The following is a 17561-nucleotide window of genomic DNA, read 5'->3' as shown; positions in this document are numbered from 1 at the left end:
AGACCGCCTGCACGTCCCAGTCCTTGAACACACCGGTGCCCTTGACGTTGCCGGTGCCGTCGAGCTGGGTGCGCTCGGTGCGCAGACCGACGACCTTGCCGTTCTCGTCGCCGAGCACCTCGGCCGGGGACTCGAAGAAGTGCAGGAACAGCTTGTGCGGGCGGTTGCCCTGGTCGCGGATGGCCCACTGCTCGAGGGTGTTGGCGACCATGTCGACCTGCTTGGAGTGGCGGCGCGCGGCCTCCGAACCCTCGTCGTAGTCGATGTCCTCCGGATCGACGATGACCTCGATGGTCGGCGAATGATCCAGCTCGCGCAGCTCCAGCGGGGTGAACTTCGCCTGCGCGGGACCGCGACGCCCGAACACGTGCACCTCGACGGCCTTGTTCTGCTTGAGACCCTCATAGACGTTCGGCGGGATCTCGGTCGGCAGCAGCTCGTCACCGGTCTTGGCCAGCACGCGCGCCACGTCCAGCGCCACGTTGCCGACACCGAGCACCGCGACCTTCTCCGCGTCCAACGGCCACGAACGCGACACGTCCGGGTGCCCGTCGTACCAGGACACGAAGTCCGCCGCGCCGTAGGAACCGTCCAGGTCGATGCCAGGGATCGGCAGCGCGCGGTCGGCGTTGGCGCCGGTGGAGAAGATCACCGCGTCGTAGAAGCGACGCAGGTCGTCGAGGGTGATGTCGGTGCCGTAGTCGATGTTGCCGAGCAGGCGCACCTGCTCCTTGTCGAGCACCTTGTGCAGGGCGGTGATGATGCCCTTGATCCGCGGATGGTCCGGCGCGACGCCGTAGCGGATCAACCCGAACGGCGCGGGCATGCGCTCGTACAGGTCGATGCTCACCTCGGCATCGGACTTCATCAACGCGTCGGCGGCGTAGATCCCGGCCGGTCCTGCGCCCACGATCGCGATGCGGAGCGGGCGAGTCGGCGCGCTCACGGCTCGTACTCCGCGACGTAAGGCGTGTCCACCCCGAGTTCGCCCACCTTCGCTGCGCTGCCGGGCGAGCCGAGCGCGGCGTCGCGGCCGGGCAGTGGCTCATCGAAGAACCGGGCGTTCTCGGCCACGAAAACCCTTTGCGCCTCCGGGATGTCGTCGTCGATATAGATCGCCTCGACCGGGCAGACCGGCTCGCACGCACCGCAGTCCACGCACTCGGTGGGATGGATGTAGGCCATCCGCCCTCCGGTGTAGATGCAGTCCACGGGGCATTCCTCCACGCACGCCCGGTCCATGACGTCGACACAGGCGGCGCCGATCACGAAGGTCATGACGCGCTCCGCACTTCGATCGCCGCATCGGTGGTCTCGGCGGACTCGCCGAGCGCGGCCAGGATTTCGTAACGCCTGCGGGCGAATTCGGGTTCGAAGCGGGCGCCGGGCGCCCTCGGGTGCTCGATCTCGACGACGCGCTGGATACGGGCCGGCCGCGGCGTCAACAACACGATGCGGTCAGCGAGCAGTAGGGCTTCGTCCACGTCGTGGGTGACGAACAGGACGGTGGTCTCGTGCCGCTGCCACACCGAGATCAGCAGCCGCTGCATGTCCGCGCGCGTCTGGGCGTCCAATGCGCCGAACGGCTCGTCCATCAGCAGCACCCGGGGATGCGCGGCCAGGGTTCGGGCCAGCTGCACCCGCTGGCGCATGCCGCCGGACAACGCGCCGGGCAGGTGATCGCCGAAGCCCGCGAGACCGACCTGATCCAGCAGGTCGAGCGCTTCGGCGGGGCGCCGCCCGCGCGGCACGCCCCGCAACTTCAACGCGAACTCGACGTTCTTGCGGGCCGTGCGCCAAGGCAGCAGCGCGTCCTCCTGGAAGACCATGGCGCACTGATCGGCCGCCGCGCCGACGGTGGCGCCGTCCACCGACACGGTGCCGCCGATCGGCGGGAGAAGTCCAGCCATGGCCCGCAGGATGGTGGACTTGCCGCATCCCGATGGCCCGAGCAGCACTACGATCTCTCCCGGATCGACCGTGAGATCGACTTCCGCGGCGAGGCTTTCGCCGTAGGCGATGCGCAGACCGGTCAGCCGGACAGCCGCTCCCGCGCTCATCGAACGGCCCTCGGCAGCCAGCGGTTGACCCGGCGGCCGACCAATTCGACGAGAAACGCGGTGGCCCAGCCGAGCACACCGATGGAGAGCATGCCGACCACCACACTCGGATAGTCGAGCAAACCGTAGGACTGCCAGGTGAAGTAGCCGATCCCGAACTGGCCGGAGATCATCTCGGCACTGATGACGCAGATCCACGCGACACCCATGGCGACCGAGAGTCCGGAGAAGATGCCCGGGAGCGCGCCGGGCAGCGCGATCTGGAACAGGATGGTCCCGCGGCGCGCACCGAGCGTGCGGGCCGCTTCCTCCCACACCTTTGGCAAGGCGTGCATGGCGTGAATGGTGCTGACCGCCACCGGGAAGAACGCGGCGAAGAACGTGATGAACACGATGCCCTGTTCGCCGGTGGGAAACAGCAGGATGGCGAGAGGCACCAGCGCGATCGCGGGTATCGGGCGGAACACCTCGACTACGGGGCGCACCAGCGCGCTGACCAGCGCCGACCGGCCGATGGCCATGCCGATCAGCACACCGGCGACGGTGGCGAGGCCGAAGCCGACCAGGATGCGCCGGGTGCTGGCGAGGATGTTGCTGTAGTACGAGCCGGTGCCCAGTTGCGCACGGAATGACTCGAACACCGCACCTGGTGTCGGGATCTTGTCGAAGCGTAGCCAGAACACCACCTGGTTGATGGTCAGCAGATACCAGAGCAGCACCAGCGCCGCCAGCGGGACCGCGGTGAGCAGCGCGGCACTCAGCCTTGGCGGGACAGGGTTTCGGAGGGATCGCCCACCGCTCGGGTGGGTCGTTGTCGCGGCGTCGGTGGACGCGGCGGGGACGGCGGAAATCGGTTCCGCGGATACCGTCATGGTCGGCTCCTCGATCTCGAAAGATGGTGCGGGTCAGCGCGCCTGGAGTGCGGCGCGGTAGTCCAGGACCGTGCTGCCCGGATGGGCCGCTGCGTACGCCTTGGCGTCGGCCTCGACGGCGAACGGCCGGAGCCGCTGCTCGGGTGCGGCGGCCGGATCGCTCACCCAAGTGGCGGTGGCGGCGAAGATTCGGATGCCGGTGGCGGCGTCGGGCACATAGGCGGCCCGTACCTCGCCGCCGCGCTCGGCGATCTGGCGCAGCAGACAACTCGGCGTCCTGGCGACGGAGGTTCCTTCCTGTCCGGCGAACCACACCTCCGATGCGGTGGCCGGATCGTCCAGCTGCCCGCCGCAGACCGGGTCGACGCCGGTCAACGGGCTCGGCGGCGCGGTGTCGGCGCGCTCGGCGTCGTACTCGGTGCCGTAGAGCGCGCGCAGATACTTGTCCTCGACGAATTCGTTCAGATCCAGATCGGCGAGCGCGCCAAGGCTTTTGAGGAACGGCAAGAGCGTGCCGAGTCCGTCGACGAGCGGCTGCTTGAGGGTGGGGTCGAAGCTGACCAGACCGTGCGGGCCGTTGTACAGGTAGACGACCTCGGCCGGTAAGCCGGTGATCTCGGCGACGCGCTGTGCCGCGGCCAGCGGATTGCGGTTGAGATAGTCGGTCGTTTCGCGTTGCGCGGCCAAGAACGCCGCGACGATGTCGGGGTGATCGGCGCCGATCCGCTTGGTGGACACCACGGCGTGGAACGTCGGGATGTTCGCGTTGCCGCCGTCGTAGAGCAGCCGGGCCTTGCCGTCGAACACCAGCTTCTGCGGCCACGGCACGAACTGAGCCAGCGCGGCGACCTGGTCTCCCTGGAGCGCAGAGGCGCCGACAGGCGGATCCTGGCCGAGCAGCTTCACGTCGTCGAGGGTCATGCCCGCGGCGGACAAGCCGGTGGCGAGCATGCCGTGCGCGGCCGAACCCACGCTGGTCGAGACGACCTCGCCGCGCAGGTCGGCGAGCGTCGCGGCGGGCGAATCCACCGGTACCACGATTTGATTCAGCGAGCCGCGCAGGTTGTAGCCGGTGACCGCGATCAGCTCCGAGGCGACGTCGGGATGGTCGCGGGTCTTGGAGCCGTTCACCAGGATCGGGGCGTCGCCCATCGAGCCGATGTCGACCTGGCCGGCCAGCATCGCCGCGGTAAGTGGCGGGCCGGAGGCGAAGTCCTTCCATTCCACGCGGTAGCGCACGCCTTTGGCTTTGCCGAGTTCGTCCAGCTTGGCCTCGAAGGTGCCGCGGTCGCGCAGCAGCGTGCCCGCTGTGACGGTGTTGATGGTCTTGGACTGGTAGCCGATGTCGATGGTGATCGTGTTGTCGTCGCCGCCGGAGCCGCAGCCCGTGAGCAGCGTTGTCGCGGTGGCCGCGCCGAGCAGCAGGGCCGCGAGCCGGGTTGGTGGTGTCCTCATCGTGTGTTCCTCCGCCCGGTTCAGCGCAGCAGGTACGGGATGTTCACGGTGACCGCCCCGACCGGGCAGCGCGCGGCGCACGGTCCGCAGTACCAGCACTCGTCGACGTGCATGTACGCCTTGCCGGTGTCGGGGTGGATCGCGAGCGAGTCGAGCGGGCACATGTCGACGCAGAGCGTGCAGCCGTCGATGCACTTGGCTTCGTCGACGGTGACCGGGACGTCGATGCGGGTGGTGACCTGGGCCATCAGAGTTCCTTTCCGGAGTTGGCTATGCCGATGCGTGCGAAGGCGCGGACATCGGCGTCCGGGTCTTCCAGTGCGGTGCGGAGGGCGGCGGTGACCTCCGGTCGTTCGGCGATTCGCTCGGCCAGGCCGCGGACGGCGGCCTTGCGGACGTCGAGGTTGCCGTCGGTGACGGCCGAGATCAGCCGCGGGGCGGCGAATTCGGGGTCGGCGACGGCCAAGGCGATCGCCGCGCCCTGGCGTACCTGCCAGGCGGGGTCGTCCATGGCGGCCGCCGCGACGGCCGCGGCGTCGTCACCGCAGCCGGTCTGCGCGAGCGCGGTCAATCCCGCTGCCCGCACCAGGGGGTCCGTGTCGCCCGCCAGCCGGATCAGGGTCGCCGCACCGCGCGGGTCACCCACCGCGGCAATGCCTTTCGCGACCGCGATGCGGACGTTCGGCGCCGGATCGGCGGCGGCGGCGTCGAGTTCGACGAGCGCGTCCACCGAGGTGAGTCCCGCCACCACGGTGCGGCGCACCGCGGCGTTGGCATCGGCGAACCAGCCGGACAGTTCCGTCGCGTCGGTGCGGCGGTGCCGCCACAGCGCCTCGATCGCGGCGGCGCGCACCGCGGGCTCCTGCGCCGTCGCGGCGGCACGCAGCGCGGCGTCGAATTCCGTTCCGGCGACGAGGACTTCGAGCAGCTCGGTGAGCAGACCGATGGCGGCGTGGCGCACGGACACGTCCGGATCGGACAGGGCCGCCGCGACCAGGGGCGAGGATTGCGCCCACTCCTCGGTGGTCTCGCTGAGCACCGAGAGCGCGGTGCGGCGCACCTCCGGGTCGGCGTCGGTCAGGAACGGCCGCAGCTCGGACAGCTGCGGGCATTCCTCGGCGAGGTCCATCAGCTCGAGCAGCCGGGCGCTCATCGGGCGCTCCAAGCGCCGACCAGCTCCGGCGCCGCGACGTCGGGAACGCCGTCGGGCCGCGTGAAGCCGGGCACCGGAACGATGTAGGGCGCCACCGGACGAGTCAGGAACCGCATGTCGCCGGACTCACCGCGGTAGAGGTTGAGGTGGCAGAACCACTCCGCGTCGTCGCGCGCGGGCCAGTCGGAGCGCTGATGGTAGAGGCCCCAGCGACTTTCGGTGCGCCGCAAGGAGGCCCGCGCCGCCATCTCCGCGCAGTCGCGGATGAATGTCACCTCGGCGCAGCGCATCAGCTCGTGCGGGGTGTGCCCGCTCATCTGGGCGATGTCGGCGTGCATCCGCTCGAACGCGGCCAGACCGAGCGAGAGGTAGCGCTGGGTCTTCGGGGGTTGCAGGTAGTCGTTGACGAAGCGGCGCAGTTTGTATTCGACCTGCGGCTGCGGCGGCCCGTCCGGATTGCTCAGCGGACGGTAGATCAGCGCGTGGGCCGCCTCGATTTGATCCTCCGGCAGCGCGGGCCGCGCCACGCCCCTGGCGTATTCGGTCGCGCTCTCCCCCGCGATGTCGCCGTAGACGAAGGCGCCGATCATGTAGTTGTGCGGCACCAGGGCCATGTCCCCCGCCGCGTAGAGCCCTGGCACGGTGGTCGCCGCGTGCTCGTCGACCCACACGCCGGACGCGGAATGACCGCTGCACAAACCGATTTCGGAGATGTGCATCTCGATGTCGCTGGTGCGGTAATCGGTGCCGCGGCCCGCGTGGAAGGTGCCGCGAGTCGGGCGCTCGGTGGTGTGCAGGATGCCCTCGATCTCTTGGATCGTGGCGTCGGGCAGGTGGCTCAGCTTGAGATAGATCGGGCCGCGCGCGCTGTCGAGTTCTCGCTTGACCTCGGCCATCATCTGCCCGGACCAGTAGTCGCAGTCGACGAACCGGTTGCCCTCGGCGTTGACCTGGTAGCCGCCGAACGGGTTGGCGACGTAGGCGCAGGCGGGGCCGTTGTAATCCTTGATGAGCGGGTTGATCTGGAAGCATTCGATTCCGGAGAGCTCCGCGCCCGCGTGGTAGGCCATCGCGTAGCCGTCGCCGGCGTTGGTCGGGTTCTCGTAGGTGCCGTACAGGTAGCCGCTGGCGGGCAGCCCGAGACGACCGCACGCGCCGGTCGCCAGGATCACCGCCCCCGCCGAGATGGTGACGAATTCGCCGCTGCGCGTATCGAATCCGACGGCACCGACGGCTCGGCCGTCCACCGTGAGCACCCGCACGGGCATCACTCGGTTGCTGATGGTCACCTTGGCGCGGACGTCGCGGGCGCGCAGGGTGCGATACAGCACCTTCTTCACATCACGCCCTTCCGGCATCGGCAGCACATAGCTGCCGGAGCGGTGCACCTTGCGCACCGCGTACTCGCCGTGCTCGTCCTTCTCGAATTTGACGCCGTAGCTCTCCAGCCGCTGCACCATCTCGAAGCCGCGGGTGGCGGTCTGATAGACGGTGCGCTGGTTGACGATCCCGTCGTTGGCCACGGTGATGTCGGCGACGTAGTCCTCCGGGGTCGCCTTGCCGGGCACCACCGCGTTGTTGACTCCGTCCATGCCCATCGCCAGCGCCCCCGAATGGCGCACGTGCGCCTTCTCCAGCAGCAGCACGTCGGCGCCGTGTCCGGCGGCGGTGAGCGCGGCCATGGTGCCCGCGGTTCCGCCGCCAACGACGAGCACGTCGCAGCTCAGCTCCCGGCGTTCAGCGACGGGTGGAATGTCCATCGACATCCGGATCAGCCCCTTTCCTTCAGTTCGGCCGCACCGCGATTCGGTGTGACCGGGATGCGGTGCAGCCGGCCGGACAGCGAGAACCGGTCGCCGCGATAGCGCACGTACTCGAGGTCGATGGGCCGGCCGGAATCGGTGTAGGTGAGTCGTTCCAGGAACAGCAGCGGCGAGCCGGGACGCACCGCGAGCAGCCCGGCCACTGTCGCATCGGCGGCGACGGCCTCGATGGAGACCGCGGCCGAGCCGAGCGGCAGCCCGAGTTCCGCCTCCAGCAGGCCGAAGACGTCGCAGCCGGTGAGATCGCACTGCAACAGCGGCGCGCCGACGTCGGCGGTGAGGTAGCTGGCGTCCAGCGACAGCGGCGCGCCGTCCAAATGGCGGACGCGTTCCAGTGCCACCACCGGTGTGCCGGGTTCCAGCTCGAGCCGCTCGGCGACGATAGGAGTGGCGGGCACGACCTCGGCAAGCAGGACCGTGTTGACCACGCGGTCGCTGCCCGTCTCGAAGGTCTCGGCCAGGCCGCGCAGTCGGTCCAGACCTTGCACCGCCTTGTCCGCCACCACGAAAGTGCCCGCGCCAGGGACCCGGTCGACGAGCCCCTCGTCGCGCAGCAGGGTGAGCGCGTCGCGCACGATATTGCGGCTGGTGTCGAAGTCGGCCGCGAGTTGGCTCTCCGAGGGCAACGGCAGATTGCCGTAAACGCCGCTGCGGATCCGTGCCCGCAGAATGTCCCTGACCCGCCGGGCGGGCGCCGAGCGGCGTCCGGTGCCGGGATACGTTCTGCCTGTCATGCGGCAAATGCTGGGAACGGATCGTTACGCGCGACGTTTCCGGCGATTACCAGGTGGTTACGCCAGTTCCGCTACCGAGCGCGGGGCTCTCACCTGCGAAAACGCCGGGGCTCCCACGAGTATCACCAGTTGACTCAGCCGTCCGATTCGGTTCGCTCGGCGATCTCGGCCAGCAGCCGCGCGGGACCCGAGAGCGGGAAGCGCGGCCGCCACACCACGCGGAACAGTCGAGTCAGCGCGGCGGGTTCGGTCAGCGATACCTCGACGAGCGTCCCGCGCTCGAGTTCGGGCGCGGCGATCAGCCTGCTGACCACCGCCGGCGCCACCGCGGTGCGGGCGGCGGCGATGATCGTGGCCGCCGAGCCCAGTTCCGCAGCCGGTCGGGCCGGCTCGCCGAATCCCTCCAGAACCTCCCGGACCGCGTCGCGGGTTCCGGATCCCGGCTCTCGCCACAGCAAGGGAGTGGCGGCCAACTCCCGCGGCGACACCCGGCTGCGGCGGCGTGCCCACGGATGCGCGGGAGAAACGACGACGACGAGTTCGTCCGTACCGAGTACCCGGCTACCGAGGTCGGTCGGCGGATGCGGACCCTCGACGAAACCGAGGTCGGCGGCCTCGCGGCGGACCAGTTCCAGCACCTGGCTGCTGTTGGCCACCTCCAAGGCGACCGCCACTTCCGGGTGGACACCGCGCAGCGCCTGCAACCACTGCGGAATGCGATGGTCGGCGATGGTTTTGGAGGCGGCGACGCGCAAGCGCGGGACGTTGTCCGCGCGCAGGGCGGCGACCGCTGTGCCGAAGGCGCGAGCCGACTCGAGCACCGGGCGCGCGTGGTCCACCACCGCGCGACCCGCATCGGTCAGCGCCGAGCCGGTCGGCCCACGATCCAGCAGTCGCAGGTGCAGCCTGCGTTCCAGCGCGCTGATGCGCATGCTCGCGGCGGGCTGGCTGATGCCGTGGCGCCGGGCTGCCGCGCCGAGACTGCCTAGTTCCGCGACGGAGACGAGCAGATCGAGAACATCCAGATCGGGCGTTCCCGGTGGCAGCGTCATGAGCACCGATTATGGGCGCGGCGGCGACCCGGTGCGTGACCCAAGGACATAAGCGAATCTTATGAGGTCCTCGAGAAGCGCTCTCTACCAGGGCGGCGTACGTGGCGCGAGGGTGACAAGCGTGCGCTGTCTACCTCGTCTTCTCCCCGGGCTCGCGCTGGTCGCCGGGCTCGCCACCGCCGCGACCCTGATCGGCCGGGCGGTGCCGGTCGTCGGGGCTCCGGTGTTCGCTCTCTGCGCGGGCGCGCTGGTCGGGCTCGCGCGCAGGCGGTCGGTCGACGAGGACGGTGTGTTCGGCCCCGGACTCGAGGTGACCAGACAGCGTGTGCTCGGACTCGCCATCGTGCTGCTCGGTTTGGGGCTGCCGTTCGGCGCGGTGCTGAGCGTCGGGCGGCAGACGGCGGTGGTGTTGGTCGGCACGGTGGTGGCGGGCGCGGTCGCCGCGCTCGTCGTCGGTCGGTTGCTCGCGCTCGATCGGGAATCGGCGACGCTCGTCGCGGTGGGGTCGACGATCTGCGGCGCGTCGGCGATCGCGGCGGCGACCGCCGTCATCAAGCCGGACCGGGAGCGAGTCGCCTACGCGCTCGGCACCATCTTCGTCTTCAATGTCCTTGCGGTGCTCATCTTTCCGCCGCTGGGCCGGCTATTCGGCATGTCTCAGGAAGCGTTCGGGCTGTGGGCGGGCACGGCGATCAACGACACGTCCTCGGTCTTGGCGGCGGGCGCGATCTTCGGCCCCGCCGCGGCGCAGTTCGCGGTGATCGTGAAATTGGTGCGCAGCCTGCTGATCGTGCCGATGTGCGTGGGGTTGCATCTGGGGCAACGCGGCGACAGCCGGACTGGCATTTGGCAACGCAGCGCCGGGCGCTCGGACACCAGCTCGTCCGACAGTGGGCGACCCAGCGCCGAGCACGCCGACGCCGAGACCGACGACCGCCTCGCGGCATGGCGGGTGATCCCGTTGTTCGTGGTGCTCTTCGTAGCAGCTTCGGCTATCGCCGGATTCGGGTTGGTTCCCGAATCGTGGTCCGGGCCGCTCGCCGCGGTGAGCGCGTGGTTGATCGCGGCGGTGCTGGTGGCGATCGGGACATCGCTGTCGTGGCAACGGGTGCGCGCGGCCGGCGTTCGGCCGCTGGTGTTCGGCGGGATACTCGGGCTGGTCCTCGCGGTGTCGTGTTTGGGTTTGCAGCAGGCCACCGGGTGGCTCTGACCACTGTTGGGCGGAGGCCGCGGACTCGTACCGCGCTCGGCGTCCCCGCGACCTATCGGCTCGGCTTCCGGTATTCGGTGTGACGATCTGCCGCGCCTACGCCACGCATGTTCGCCGACTGCTGCCGTCGAGGCGACGCTCACCGTGGCGAGGGACAATGACAGGGTGACGTGCCTCGTGTGGTACGCCGCCTACGGCTCCAACATGCATCACCGCCGCCTGCACTGCTACCTCGAGGGCGGTCGGCCCGAAGGCGGCGCGATCGAACTTCCCGGGTGCCGCGACCATTCCGCGCCGCGGCGATCCCGACCGCTCATGCTGCCCGGACTGCTCTACTTCGCCACCGAATCGCTCACGTGGACCGGCGGCCGCGGCTTCTACGCGCCGGACGCCGCGGGCGAGACCGCCGCCCGCGCCTACTTGCTGACGGCGGCGCAGTTCTCCGACATCGTCGCCCAGGAGATGTACCGCCCGCCGGGCGAGGACTTGGACCTGACCGAGGTGCTCACGAACGGACGCACCGCGCTCGGCCCCGGTCGCTACGAAACCCTGGTCCGCGCAGGCACTCTCGACGGCCACCCGATCCTCACCTGCACCGCCCCTTGGCGCCACACCGACCTCCCCGGCAATCCGCCCTCCCCCGCCTACCTGCGCCATCTGGCCGCGGGCATCACCGAGTCCCATGGCTGGCCGCTCCCCCGCACCGCCGCCTACCTGGCCACCCGCCCCGGCGCGGACCTGCACTGGACCCCCACCGCCGTCGCCAATCTCCTGCGCACTACCGACCCCCCGCCCCTGCCCGCGGACTGATTCCCCCGGAACAACCAGTGCAGCGGTTCGCAGAGCTTGTGTAGGCCCTGCGAAGCGTCGAAATGGACGGCGTCGTGCACGATTCGGCCGCGTCCCGAGCGCTCTCGAGGTATCCGCAGGCGACGTCGAGGGCGATCGTGGTCGTTCGACTGCCCGGAAAAGCGTCCGGCCGCACGGGTTCCCGTGCGGCCGGAGGCGAAAGAAGAAGGGATCAGCTCAGGTTCAGCGAGCGGCCGATGATCTCCTTCATGATCTCGGTGGTGCCGCCGTAGATGGTCTGGATGCGCGCGTCCATGTAGGCCTTGGCGATCGGGTATTCCTTCATGTAGCCGTAGCCGCCGTGCAGCTGGAGGCAGCGGTTGATGAGGTCGAGCTGTTCCTCGGTGCTCCACCACTTGGCCATGGCGGCGTCTTCGGCGGAGAGCTTGCCCGCGTTGAGGTCCTCGATGAAGCGGTCGACCATGATGCGCACGGCGGTGGTCTTGGTGGCCAGCTCGGCGAGTACGAAACGGGTGTTCTGCAGGGCGCCGATCGGCTTGCCGAACGCCTTGCGGTCGCGCACGTACTGGCAGGTCATCTCCAGGCAGGCCTCCATGGCGGCGGCGGCCATCACGGCGATGGACAGGCGCTCCTGCGGCAGGTTGTGCATGAGGTGGATGAAGCCCATGCCCTCGGTGCCGAGCAGGTTCTTGCCGGGCACCCGCACGTCGGTGAAGCTGAGCTCGGCGGTGTCCTGGGCCTTGAGACCGATCTTGTCCAGGTTGCGGCCGCGCTCGAAGCCCGGCATGCCGCGCTCGACCACCAGCAGGCTGAAGCCCATCGCGCCCTTCTCGGGGTCGGTCTGGGCGACAACGATGACGATGTCGGCGTTGACGCCGTTGGTGATGAAGGTCTTGGCACCGTTGAGGATCCAGTCGTCGCCGTCGCGGACCGCACGGGTCTTGATGCCCTGCAGATCCGAGCCGGTGCCGGGTTCGGTCATCGCGATGGCGGTGATGATCTCGCCGGAACAGAAGCCGGGCAGCCAGCGCTGCTTCTGCTCCTCGTTGGCCAGCTCCAGCAGGTACGGCGCGACGACGTCGTTGTGCAGCGCGAAGCCGAGACCGGAGTACTGGCCCTGCACGCACTCCTCGGTGACGATCGCGTTGTAGCGGAAGTCCTTGACCCCGCCGCCGCCGTACTCCTCCGGGACGGCCATGCCGAGGAAGCCCTGCTTGCCCGCCTCGAGCCAGACCTCGCGGTCGACGATGCCCTGCTCTTCCCACTTCGCGTGGTTCGGCGCGACGTGCTGATCGAGAAACTTGCGGAACGACTCCCGGAACAGATCGTGCTCGGGCTCGAACAGTGTGCGCTCCACACCAACCTCCTAGTGACCACACCGGGCGGTCCACACCAACCCGTCGTTACCGCATACGGTACCCGGAACGGGAATGGCAGTTCACTTCACGTCCGAAATTCGCGGGTTCACCTGGTCCGGCGGCCTCGAAACGGCCGTCGACGCGACGATTCGCGACAAACCTGAGGAGAGATGAATACATAGCTTTCCGCTATGAAAACCCGGTTCAGGCGGGCAGGCCGAGCCCCCTGGCCAGGACCGGCCATGACGCGACGAGCGCGTCTTCCCAGTACCCCCACGAGTGCGTGCCGACCGGCTGGAAATCGAAGGTCGCGGGAATGCCGAGCTCGTTCAGGCGGGTCTGCATGTTGTGCGTGCAGTAGTTCGAGGCCGCCTCGAGCGCGCCGCCGACGGTGAGCTGATTGGCCAGCCCGCCGACGCCGGGCAGGGCGTACGGGCCGTCGAGAGTGTCCCACTGGCCGGGGATGCCGGTGCCCGTCGAGAGAAACAGCTCCAGGCCGCGCAAACCCTCGGCGTTCAGGTAGGGATCGTTGGCCGCCCACAGCGGATCATTCTGCGGGCCGTACATATTCGCCGTATCGCCGCCGCCCGCGGAGACCACCGTCTTGACGAAGTTGTAGCCGACCGGGTCGCTGATCTGGGCACAGCCGCTGTAGGCCGCCGCCGCGCGGTACAGCCCGGGCGCGGCGATCGGCAGCTGCAGCACCGACGTGCCCGACATGGACAATCCCGCGATGGCGTTCGTGCCGTTCGTACCGAGAGCGCGGTCGATCAACGGCGGCAGTTCCTCGGTCAGGAAGGTTTGCCACTTGTTGACCCCGAGCGCGGGATCGGCCGAGCGCCAGTCCGTGTAGTAGGTGAACGCGCCGCCGACCGGCTGCACGACGTTGACGTCCTTCGTGGCGAGGAATTGCAGCGCGGTGGTGCGCTGCTGCCAGGTCGCGGTGTCCTCGCCGCCGCCCGCGCCTGCGAGCAGGTACAGCGTCGGGCGCGGCGCCGAGGCGTCGGCCGGACGCTGCACGTCGATGTCGATGGTCCGGCCCATGGCCGCCGAATACACCTGGAGACGCAGGTTGCGCTCGTCCAGCACGGTGGTGTCGACGATGCGGGAGTCGTCGGCCTGCGTCCTGAAGCTCTGCGCGGCGAGCGAATCGGTGGCTGCCGCGCTCGCGTTCCCGCCGACCGCCGCGCCTGCACCGCAGAGAAGGGCGACCGCGGCGGCCGCGGCCACCGATCTACTTCGTGTCCCACGCATCTCCCCACGCTACGTATGCGTAGCTGAGAGATTGCCAAGTAAATTCTCGAGATCGTCTCAGGAAGGGTCAGAACGGCAGCAAGCCGCGCACCCGACCGACCAGAGTGCGACCGGAATCACGGTCGCGCTCGGCGAACAGGAACTTCAGTTCCTCCTCCAGCGCCTTGCGGACGACGTCGCGCAAATCGGTCGCCGCGGTGTCGAGGTCGTCGGCGTCGCGCCACGGCGCCGGGTCGATCGGGGCGCCCGCGGAGAAGTAGAACCGTTCCGGGCGCGGGATCAGGGTCGGGCCGACGCCACGCAGCAGCGGCGGGGTGAGGTCACGCTTCAGGCCGAGCGCCTCGACCGTCCAGCGCAGCGGACGCATCACCGGGTGATCACCGTCGAAGACGATGTCGAAGGCGTCGTCGACGCCGATCATCGCGACCGGCACGATGGGCGCGCCCGCCTCGATCGCCATCCGGGCGAATCCGGTGCGCCCCTCCCACTTGAGCAGGTATTTCTCGTTCTTGCGGCGCACCGCCTCGCGGCCACCGCCGGGAAAGACGATGACGGCCTCACCGCGGGCGAGCAGCGCCATGCAGTTGTTCCGGTTGCCGCGCACCGCGCCGTAGTAGTGCAGGAAGTGGCGCAGGCCGGGCACCGTGATCAGCACGTTCTCGGCGAGACCGCGGATCAGCCTGCCGCGGCGGCGCAGCACCTCGGGCATCAGCAGCGGGGCGTCGATGCCGCCCATCAGGTTGTGGTTGCCGACCAGCAGCACCGGGCCGTCGGCGGGAATGTTGTCCAGGCCGTAGAAGCGTGGACTCGTCCATGCCCGCAGCGGCGCGAGCAAGGCTTCGATCAGTCGGATGTCGGTCTCGTCGAGACGTACCTCCAGCGGCGCCCCGTCGGTCAGCACCGCCGCGTTAGGCGAGGATTCAGGCATTGGTGGCTACCCCATCGCATGTCGGATCCCAGCACATCGTCGTACGGAATTAAGGTCCCCTGCGCCGCAGTCGAATACGGCATCGGGGCCGATGCTACCGGATGACGTTGGAACAGGTTGCAACACGGGTGGTCGTCAAGTGTGATCCGCCACAACCCTTGCCACGCCCGAGCTACGACCGGGCAGCCGATCGGACATCGAAAAATGCTGGTGCCGAACGGTATACGGCACCGGAACGCATCGAATCCCAGCGGAACGACGAACCGCCACGTCCGTTATCGGCACGATAGCGAACGTGACGGTCGGTTCTATTTCCGTCCGGTACCGCGGCCTACGCCGACGGCCCTTCCTCGGGGCCCGCGCCGTCGCCGCCCGCGTGCGCGTACTCCGACAGCGCCGCGGCCAGCGCGTGCGGTACTCGCGCCCGGACCCGGGTGCCCGCCTCCTCGTGGGTGGAGGACAGGATCCGGCCGTCGGCGTGGATGCGCGCCAGCAGATCGCCTCGGGTGTACGGCAGCAGCACGCCGACCTCGACGTCCAGTCCGCCGAGCACCTCGGCCAGCCGGTCGAGCAGGCTCTCGATGCCCTCGCCGGTCTGCGCCGAGACGAACTCGGCGTCCGGCAACAGCGCCCGCAGCCTGGTCAGCTCCATCGGATCGACGGCGTCGATCTTGTTGAGCACCAGCAGTTCCGGCGGCGCGGCCGCGCCCTGCTCCTTGATCACGTCGGTGATCACCTCGCGCACGGCCTTGATCTGCTCCGCGGGCATCGAGTCGGAGCCGTCCACCACGTGCAGCAGCAGATCGGCGCCGGTGACCTCCTCCAGCGTCGAGCGGAACGCCTCGACCAGCTGGGTCGGCAGGTGCCGCACGAAGCCGACGGTGTCGGTGAACACGACCTCGCGGCCGTCGTCCAGATCGGCGCGCCGGGTGGTCGGATCCAGGGTCGCGAACAGCGCGTCCTGGACCAGCAGGCCCGCGCCGGTGAGCGCGTTCATCAGGCTGGACTTGCCCGCGTTCGTGTAGCCGACGATGGCGACCTGCGGAATGCCCGAGGACGCGCGCCGCGCCCGCTTGGTCTCGCGCGCGGTCTTCATCTCCCGGATCTCGCGCCGCAGCTTGGCCATCCGCTCGCGGATGCGGCGGCGGTCGGTCTCGATCTTGGTCTCACCGGGTCCGCGCAGACCCACACCGCCGTTGCTGCCCGCGCGACCACCGGCCTGCCGGGACATCGACTCACCCCAGCCGCGCAGCCTGGGCAGCATGTACTCCATCTGGGCCAGGGAGACCTGCGCCTTGCCCTCGCTTGAGGTGGCGTGCTGGGCGAAGATGTCCAGGATCAGGGCGGTCCGATCGATCACCTTGACCTTGACCACCTTCTCCAGCGCGGTCAGCTGGGCAGGGGTCAGCTCACCGTCGCAGATGACGGTGTCGGCGCCGGTCTCCAACACCACCGAGCGGAGTTCGTCGGCCTTGCCGGAACCGATGTAGGTGGCCGGGTCCGGCCGGTCGCGACGCTGGATGAGCGCCTCGAGCACCTCCGAGCCCGCGGTCTCGGCGAGCGCGGCGAGTTCGGCCATGCTCGCCTCGGCCTGGGCCGCCGAGCCCGAGGTCCACACGCCGACCAGCACGACCCGTTCCAGGCGCAGCTGCCGGTACTCGACCTCGGTGATGTCGGTGAGTTCGGTGGACAGACCTGCGACGCGGCGCAGCGAGCTGCGTTCGTCGAGCTGCAGCTCACCGACCGTCGGCTCCATCGTCCAGCCATTGCGCTTCATTCGGGCGGCACGTTCGGCCACCACGTCACCGGAGCGCGCGGTGTCGTCGGCCGAGTCGACGAAATCGAAGTCGTCGTCGGCCGGATTGATGTCATACGTCTCTGAATTCCTCATACACCATCCATGCTGCCAGGTGCGACGACCCGGCGCATTCCGTTATTCGTCGGCGCGCTCAGCGCCCCTTCCACCACTGTTCGGCCAGCGTGCCGGTGGCGAGCAGCACCGAAGGCCCGCGCAGCCAGGCCGAGCCGCCGTCGAGGCCGACGGTGACCACGCCGCCGGGCACGCGCACCGTCACCTGACCGGTGTCCTCGGCGATGCGGAAGCCGTCGGCGGCCAGCGCCGCCGCGGCCGCCGCGACGGTTCCCGTTCCGCAGGAACGGGTTTCGCCGACGCCGCGCTCGTAGACGCGCATGTCCACCGAACGGTCCGCGTCCAGCGCGGTCAGGATCTCCACGTTCACGCCGTGCGGGAAGAGATCCGGGTCGTAGCCGGGCGGGACGCTCAGATCCAGCTTGCCGAGCGTGTCGACGGTGAGCTCGGGGTCCACGCAGGCCAGATGCGGGTTGCCGACATCGATGCCGATCCCCTGATAAGCCCAACCCGCGATGGTCGCCGTGGATTCCCCGAGCTCCTTCACCCTGCCCATCGTGACGGTAACCTCACCCTCGACCGGCCCGCTCGCGTGCACCACGACCGGTCGGGCGCCCGCTCTACTGCCCACCACGTACTCCGCGCGGGATTCGCGCCCGGTCGCGGTCAGGTAATGGGCGAAGACGCGCACGCCGTTGCCGCACATCTCCGCGATCGAGCCGTCGGCGTTGCGGTAGTCCATGAACCAGTCGTCCGCGCCGACGCCCTCGGGCAGGTCCGTCAGCACGCCCGCGTCCCGCAGCGCGCCCGCGCGCGCGACCCGCAGCACACCGTCGGCCCCGAGGCCGCGCTGCCGGTCGCAGAGCGCGGCGACGCGGTCCTCGGTCAGTTCGAGCCGGACATCCTCGTCGGGCAGCACCACGAAGTCGTTCTGGGTGCCGTGCCCCTTCGTGAACTCGATGTCCGTCACGTGTGCGTTCTC

Annotated in this window: 15 protein-coding genes and 1 pseudogene; 2 read left to right on the top strand and 14 right to left on the bottom strand. The window is 69.4% G+C overall.

What is annotated here, in order from left to right; genetic code table 11:
* The 9 genes and pseudogenes from CRP45_RS27490 to CRP45_RS27450 form a co-directional block, all read right to left on the bottom strand.
* A partial coding sequence (locus tag CRP45_RS27490; protein WP_097247589.1) for an FAD-dependent oxidoreductase occupies window positions 1-946 on the bottom strand: 946 nt, incomplete at its 3' end.
* Window positions 943-1278, bottom strand: a complete 336-nt coding sequence (fdxA, locus tag CRP45_RS27485) for a ferredoxin (protein ID WP_097247588.1) — start codon at window positions 1276-1278, stop codon at window positions 943-945. The genes CRP45_RS27490 and fdxA, both read right to left, overlap by 4 nt.
* Window positions 1275-2060 (bottom strand): ABC transporter ATP-binding protein, encoded by a 786-nt coding sequence (locus tag CRP45_RS27480; protein ID WP_097247587.1) that lies wholly within the window; start codon window positions 2058-2060, stop codon window positions 1275-1277. Before CRP45_RS27480 ends, fdxA begins: the two co-directional genes overlap by 4 nt.
* On the bottom strand, window positions 2057-2932 hold the full coding sequence (locus CRP45_RS27475) for an ABC transporter permease (RefSeq protein WP_067782636.1): 876 nt from the start codon (window positions 2930-2932) through the stop codon (window positions 2057-2059). The genes CRP45_RS27480 and CRP45_RS27475 overlap by 4 nt, the downstream gene beginning before the upstream one ends.
* A gap of 33 nt (window positions 2933-2965) precedes the next feature.
* Window positions 2966-4387 carry an ABC transporter substrate-binding protein gene (locus CRP45_RS27470; protein WP_097247586.1) on the bottom strand — a complete coding sequence of 474 codons (1422 nt, stop codon included), beginning with the start codon at window positions 4385-4387 and terminating at the stop codon, window positions 2966-2968.
* A gap of 20 nt (window positions 4388-4407) precedes the next feature.
* Window positions 4408-4635: a 4Fe-4S dicluster domain-containing protein gene (locus tag CRP45_RS27465; RefSeq protein WP_067782630.1), complete on the bottom strand. Its 228-nt coding sequence runs from the start codon at window positions 4633-4635 to the stop codon at window positions 4408-4410.
* Window positions 4635-7300, bottom strand: a pseudogene (locus CRP45_RS27460) (fumarate reductase/succinate dehydrogenase flavoprotein subunit). The gene CRP45_RS27465 and the pseudogene CRP45_RS27460 overlap by 1 nt, the downstream one beginning before the upstream one ends.
* A gap of 11 nt (window positions 7301-7311) precedes the next feature.
* Window positions 7312-8097 (bottom strand): GntR family transcriptional regulator, encoded by a 786-nt coding sequence (locus CRP45_RS27455; protein ID WP_067782627.1) that lies wholly within the window; start codon window positions 8095-8097, stop codon window positions 7312-7314.
* A 134-nt stretch (window positions 8098-8231) separates the two neighbouring features.
* Window positions 8232-9149, bottom strand: a complete 918-nt coding sequence (locus CRP45_RS27450; RefSeq protein WP_097247585.1) for a LysR substrate-binding domain-containing protein — start codon at window positions 9147-9149, stop codon at window positions 8232-8234.
* A gap of 121 nt (window positions 9150-9270) precedes the next feature.
* Here CRP45_RS27450 and CRP45_RS27445 point away from each other — a divergent pair, with 121 nt between their 5' ends.
* Both CRP45_RS27445 and CRP45_RS27440 read left to right on the top strand, forming a co-directional pair.
* Entirely contained in the window at window positions 9271-10359 is a 1089-nt protein-coding gene (locus CRP45_RS27445; protein WP_245910479.1) for a YeiH family protein, read from the top strand.
* A gap of 165 nt (window positions 10360-10524) precedes the next feature.
* A complete protein-coding gene (locus CRP45_RS27440) occupies window positions 10525-11169 on the top strand; it encodes a histone deacetylase (protein WP_179831035.1) in 645 nt (214 codons plus the stop codon).
* Between the two features lie 211 nt (window positions 11170-11380).
* Here CRP45_RS27440 and CRP45_RS27435 read toward each other — a convergent pair whose 3' ends face one another.
* The 5 genes from CRP45_RS27435 to dapF form a co-directional block, all read right to left on the bottom strand.
* Complete coding sequence (locus CRP45_RS27435; RefSeq protein ID WP_097247583.1) at window positions 11381-12526, bottom strand: acyl-CoA dehydrogenase family protein; 1146 nt, start codon at window positions 12524-12526, stop codon at window positions 11381-11383.
* A gap of 205 nt (window positions 12527-12731) precedes the next feature.
* A complete protein-coding gene (locus CRP45_RS27430; protein ID WP_097247582.1) occupies window positions 12732-13781 on the bottom strand; it encodes an alpha/beta hydrolase in 1050 nt (349 codons plus the stop codon).
* Window positions 13782-13848: 67 nt separating this feature from the next.
* Window positions 13849-14709, bottom strand: a complete 861-nt coding sequence (locus tag CRP45_RS27425; protein ID WP_097247581.1) for a lysophospholipid acyltransferase family protein — start codon at window positions 14707-14709, stop codon at window positions 13849-13851.
* Between the two features lie 331 nt (window positions 14710-15040).
* Complete coding sequence (hflX, locus tag CRP45_RS27420) at window positions 15041-16486, bottom strand: GTPase HflX (protein WP_245910490.1); 1446 nt, start codon at window positions 16484-16486, stop codon at window positions 15041-15043.
* A 172-nt stretch (window positions 16487-16658) separates the two neighbouring features.
* On the bottom strand, window positions 16659-17540 hold the full coding sequence (dapF, locus tag CRP45_RS27415; RefSeq protein WP_097247660.1) for a diaminopimelate epimerase: 882 nt from the start codon (window positions 17538-17540) through the stop codon (window positions 16659-16661).
* Between the last annotated feature and the right edge of the window lie 21 nt (window positions 17541-17561).

The sequence above is a fragment of the Nocardia amikacinitolerans genome, assembly GCF_900215415.1.
In the GTDB taxonomy this organism is placed as follows: Bacteria; Actinomycetota; Actinomycetes; order Mycobacteriales; family Mycobacteriaceae; genus Nocardia; species Nocardia amikacinitolerans.
Note: the sequence above shows the minus strand (reverse complement) of the source record. Positions and strands in the feature narration are given on the sequence as shown.

Coding starts and splice junctions, on each gene's coding strand:
- CRP45_RS27465 (WP_067782630.1), bottom strand. CDS start 4,635: ATGGCCCAGGTCACCACCCGCATCGACGTCCCGGTCACCGTCGACGAA.
- CRP45_RS27425 (WP_097247581.1), bottom strand. CDS start 14,709: ATGCCTGAATCCTCGCCTAACGCGGCGGTGCTGACCGACGGGGCGCCG.
- CRP45_RS27430 (WP_097247582.1), bottom strand. CDS start 13,781: ATGCGTGGGACACGAAGTAGATCGGTGGCCGCGGCCGCCGCGGTCGCC.
- CRP45_RS27475 (WP_067782636.1), bottom strand. CDS start 2,932: ATGACGGTATCCGCGGAACCGATTTCCGCCGTCCCCGCCGCGTCCACC.
- CRP45_RS27450 (WP_097247585.1), bottom strand. CDS start 9,149: ATGACGCTGCCACCGGGAACGCCCGATCTGGATGTTCTCGATCTGCTC.
- CRP45_RS27480 (WP_097247587.1), bottom strand. CDS start 2,060: ATGAGCGCGGGAGCGGCTGTCCGGCTGACCGGTCTGCGCATCGCCTAC.
- CRP45_RS27455 (WP_067782627.1), bottom strand. CDS start 8,097: ATGACAGGCAGAACGTATCCCGGCACCGGACGCCGCTCGGCGCCCGCC.
- fdxA (WP_097247588.1), bottom strand. CDS start 1,278: ATGACCTTCGTGATCGGCGCCGCCTGTGTCGACGTCATGGACCGGGCG.
- CRP45_RS27470 (WP_097247586.1), bottom strand. CDS start 4,387: ATGAGGACACCACCAACCCGGCTCGCGGCCCTGCTGCTCGGCGCGGCC.
- hflX (WP_245910490.1), bottom strand. CDS start 16,486: ATGAAGCGCAATGGCTGGACGATGGAGCCGACGGTCGGTGAGCTGCAG.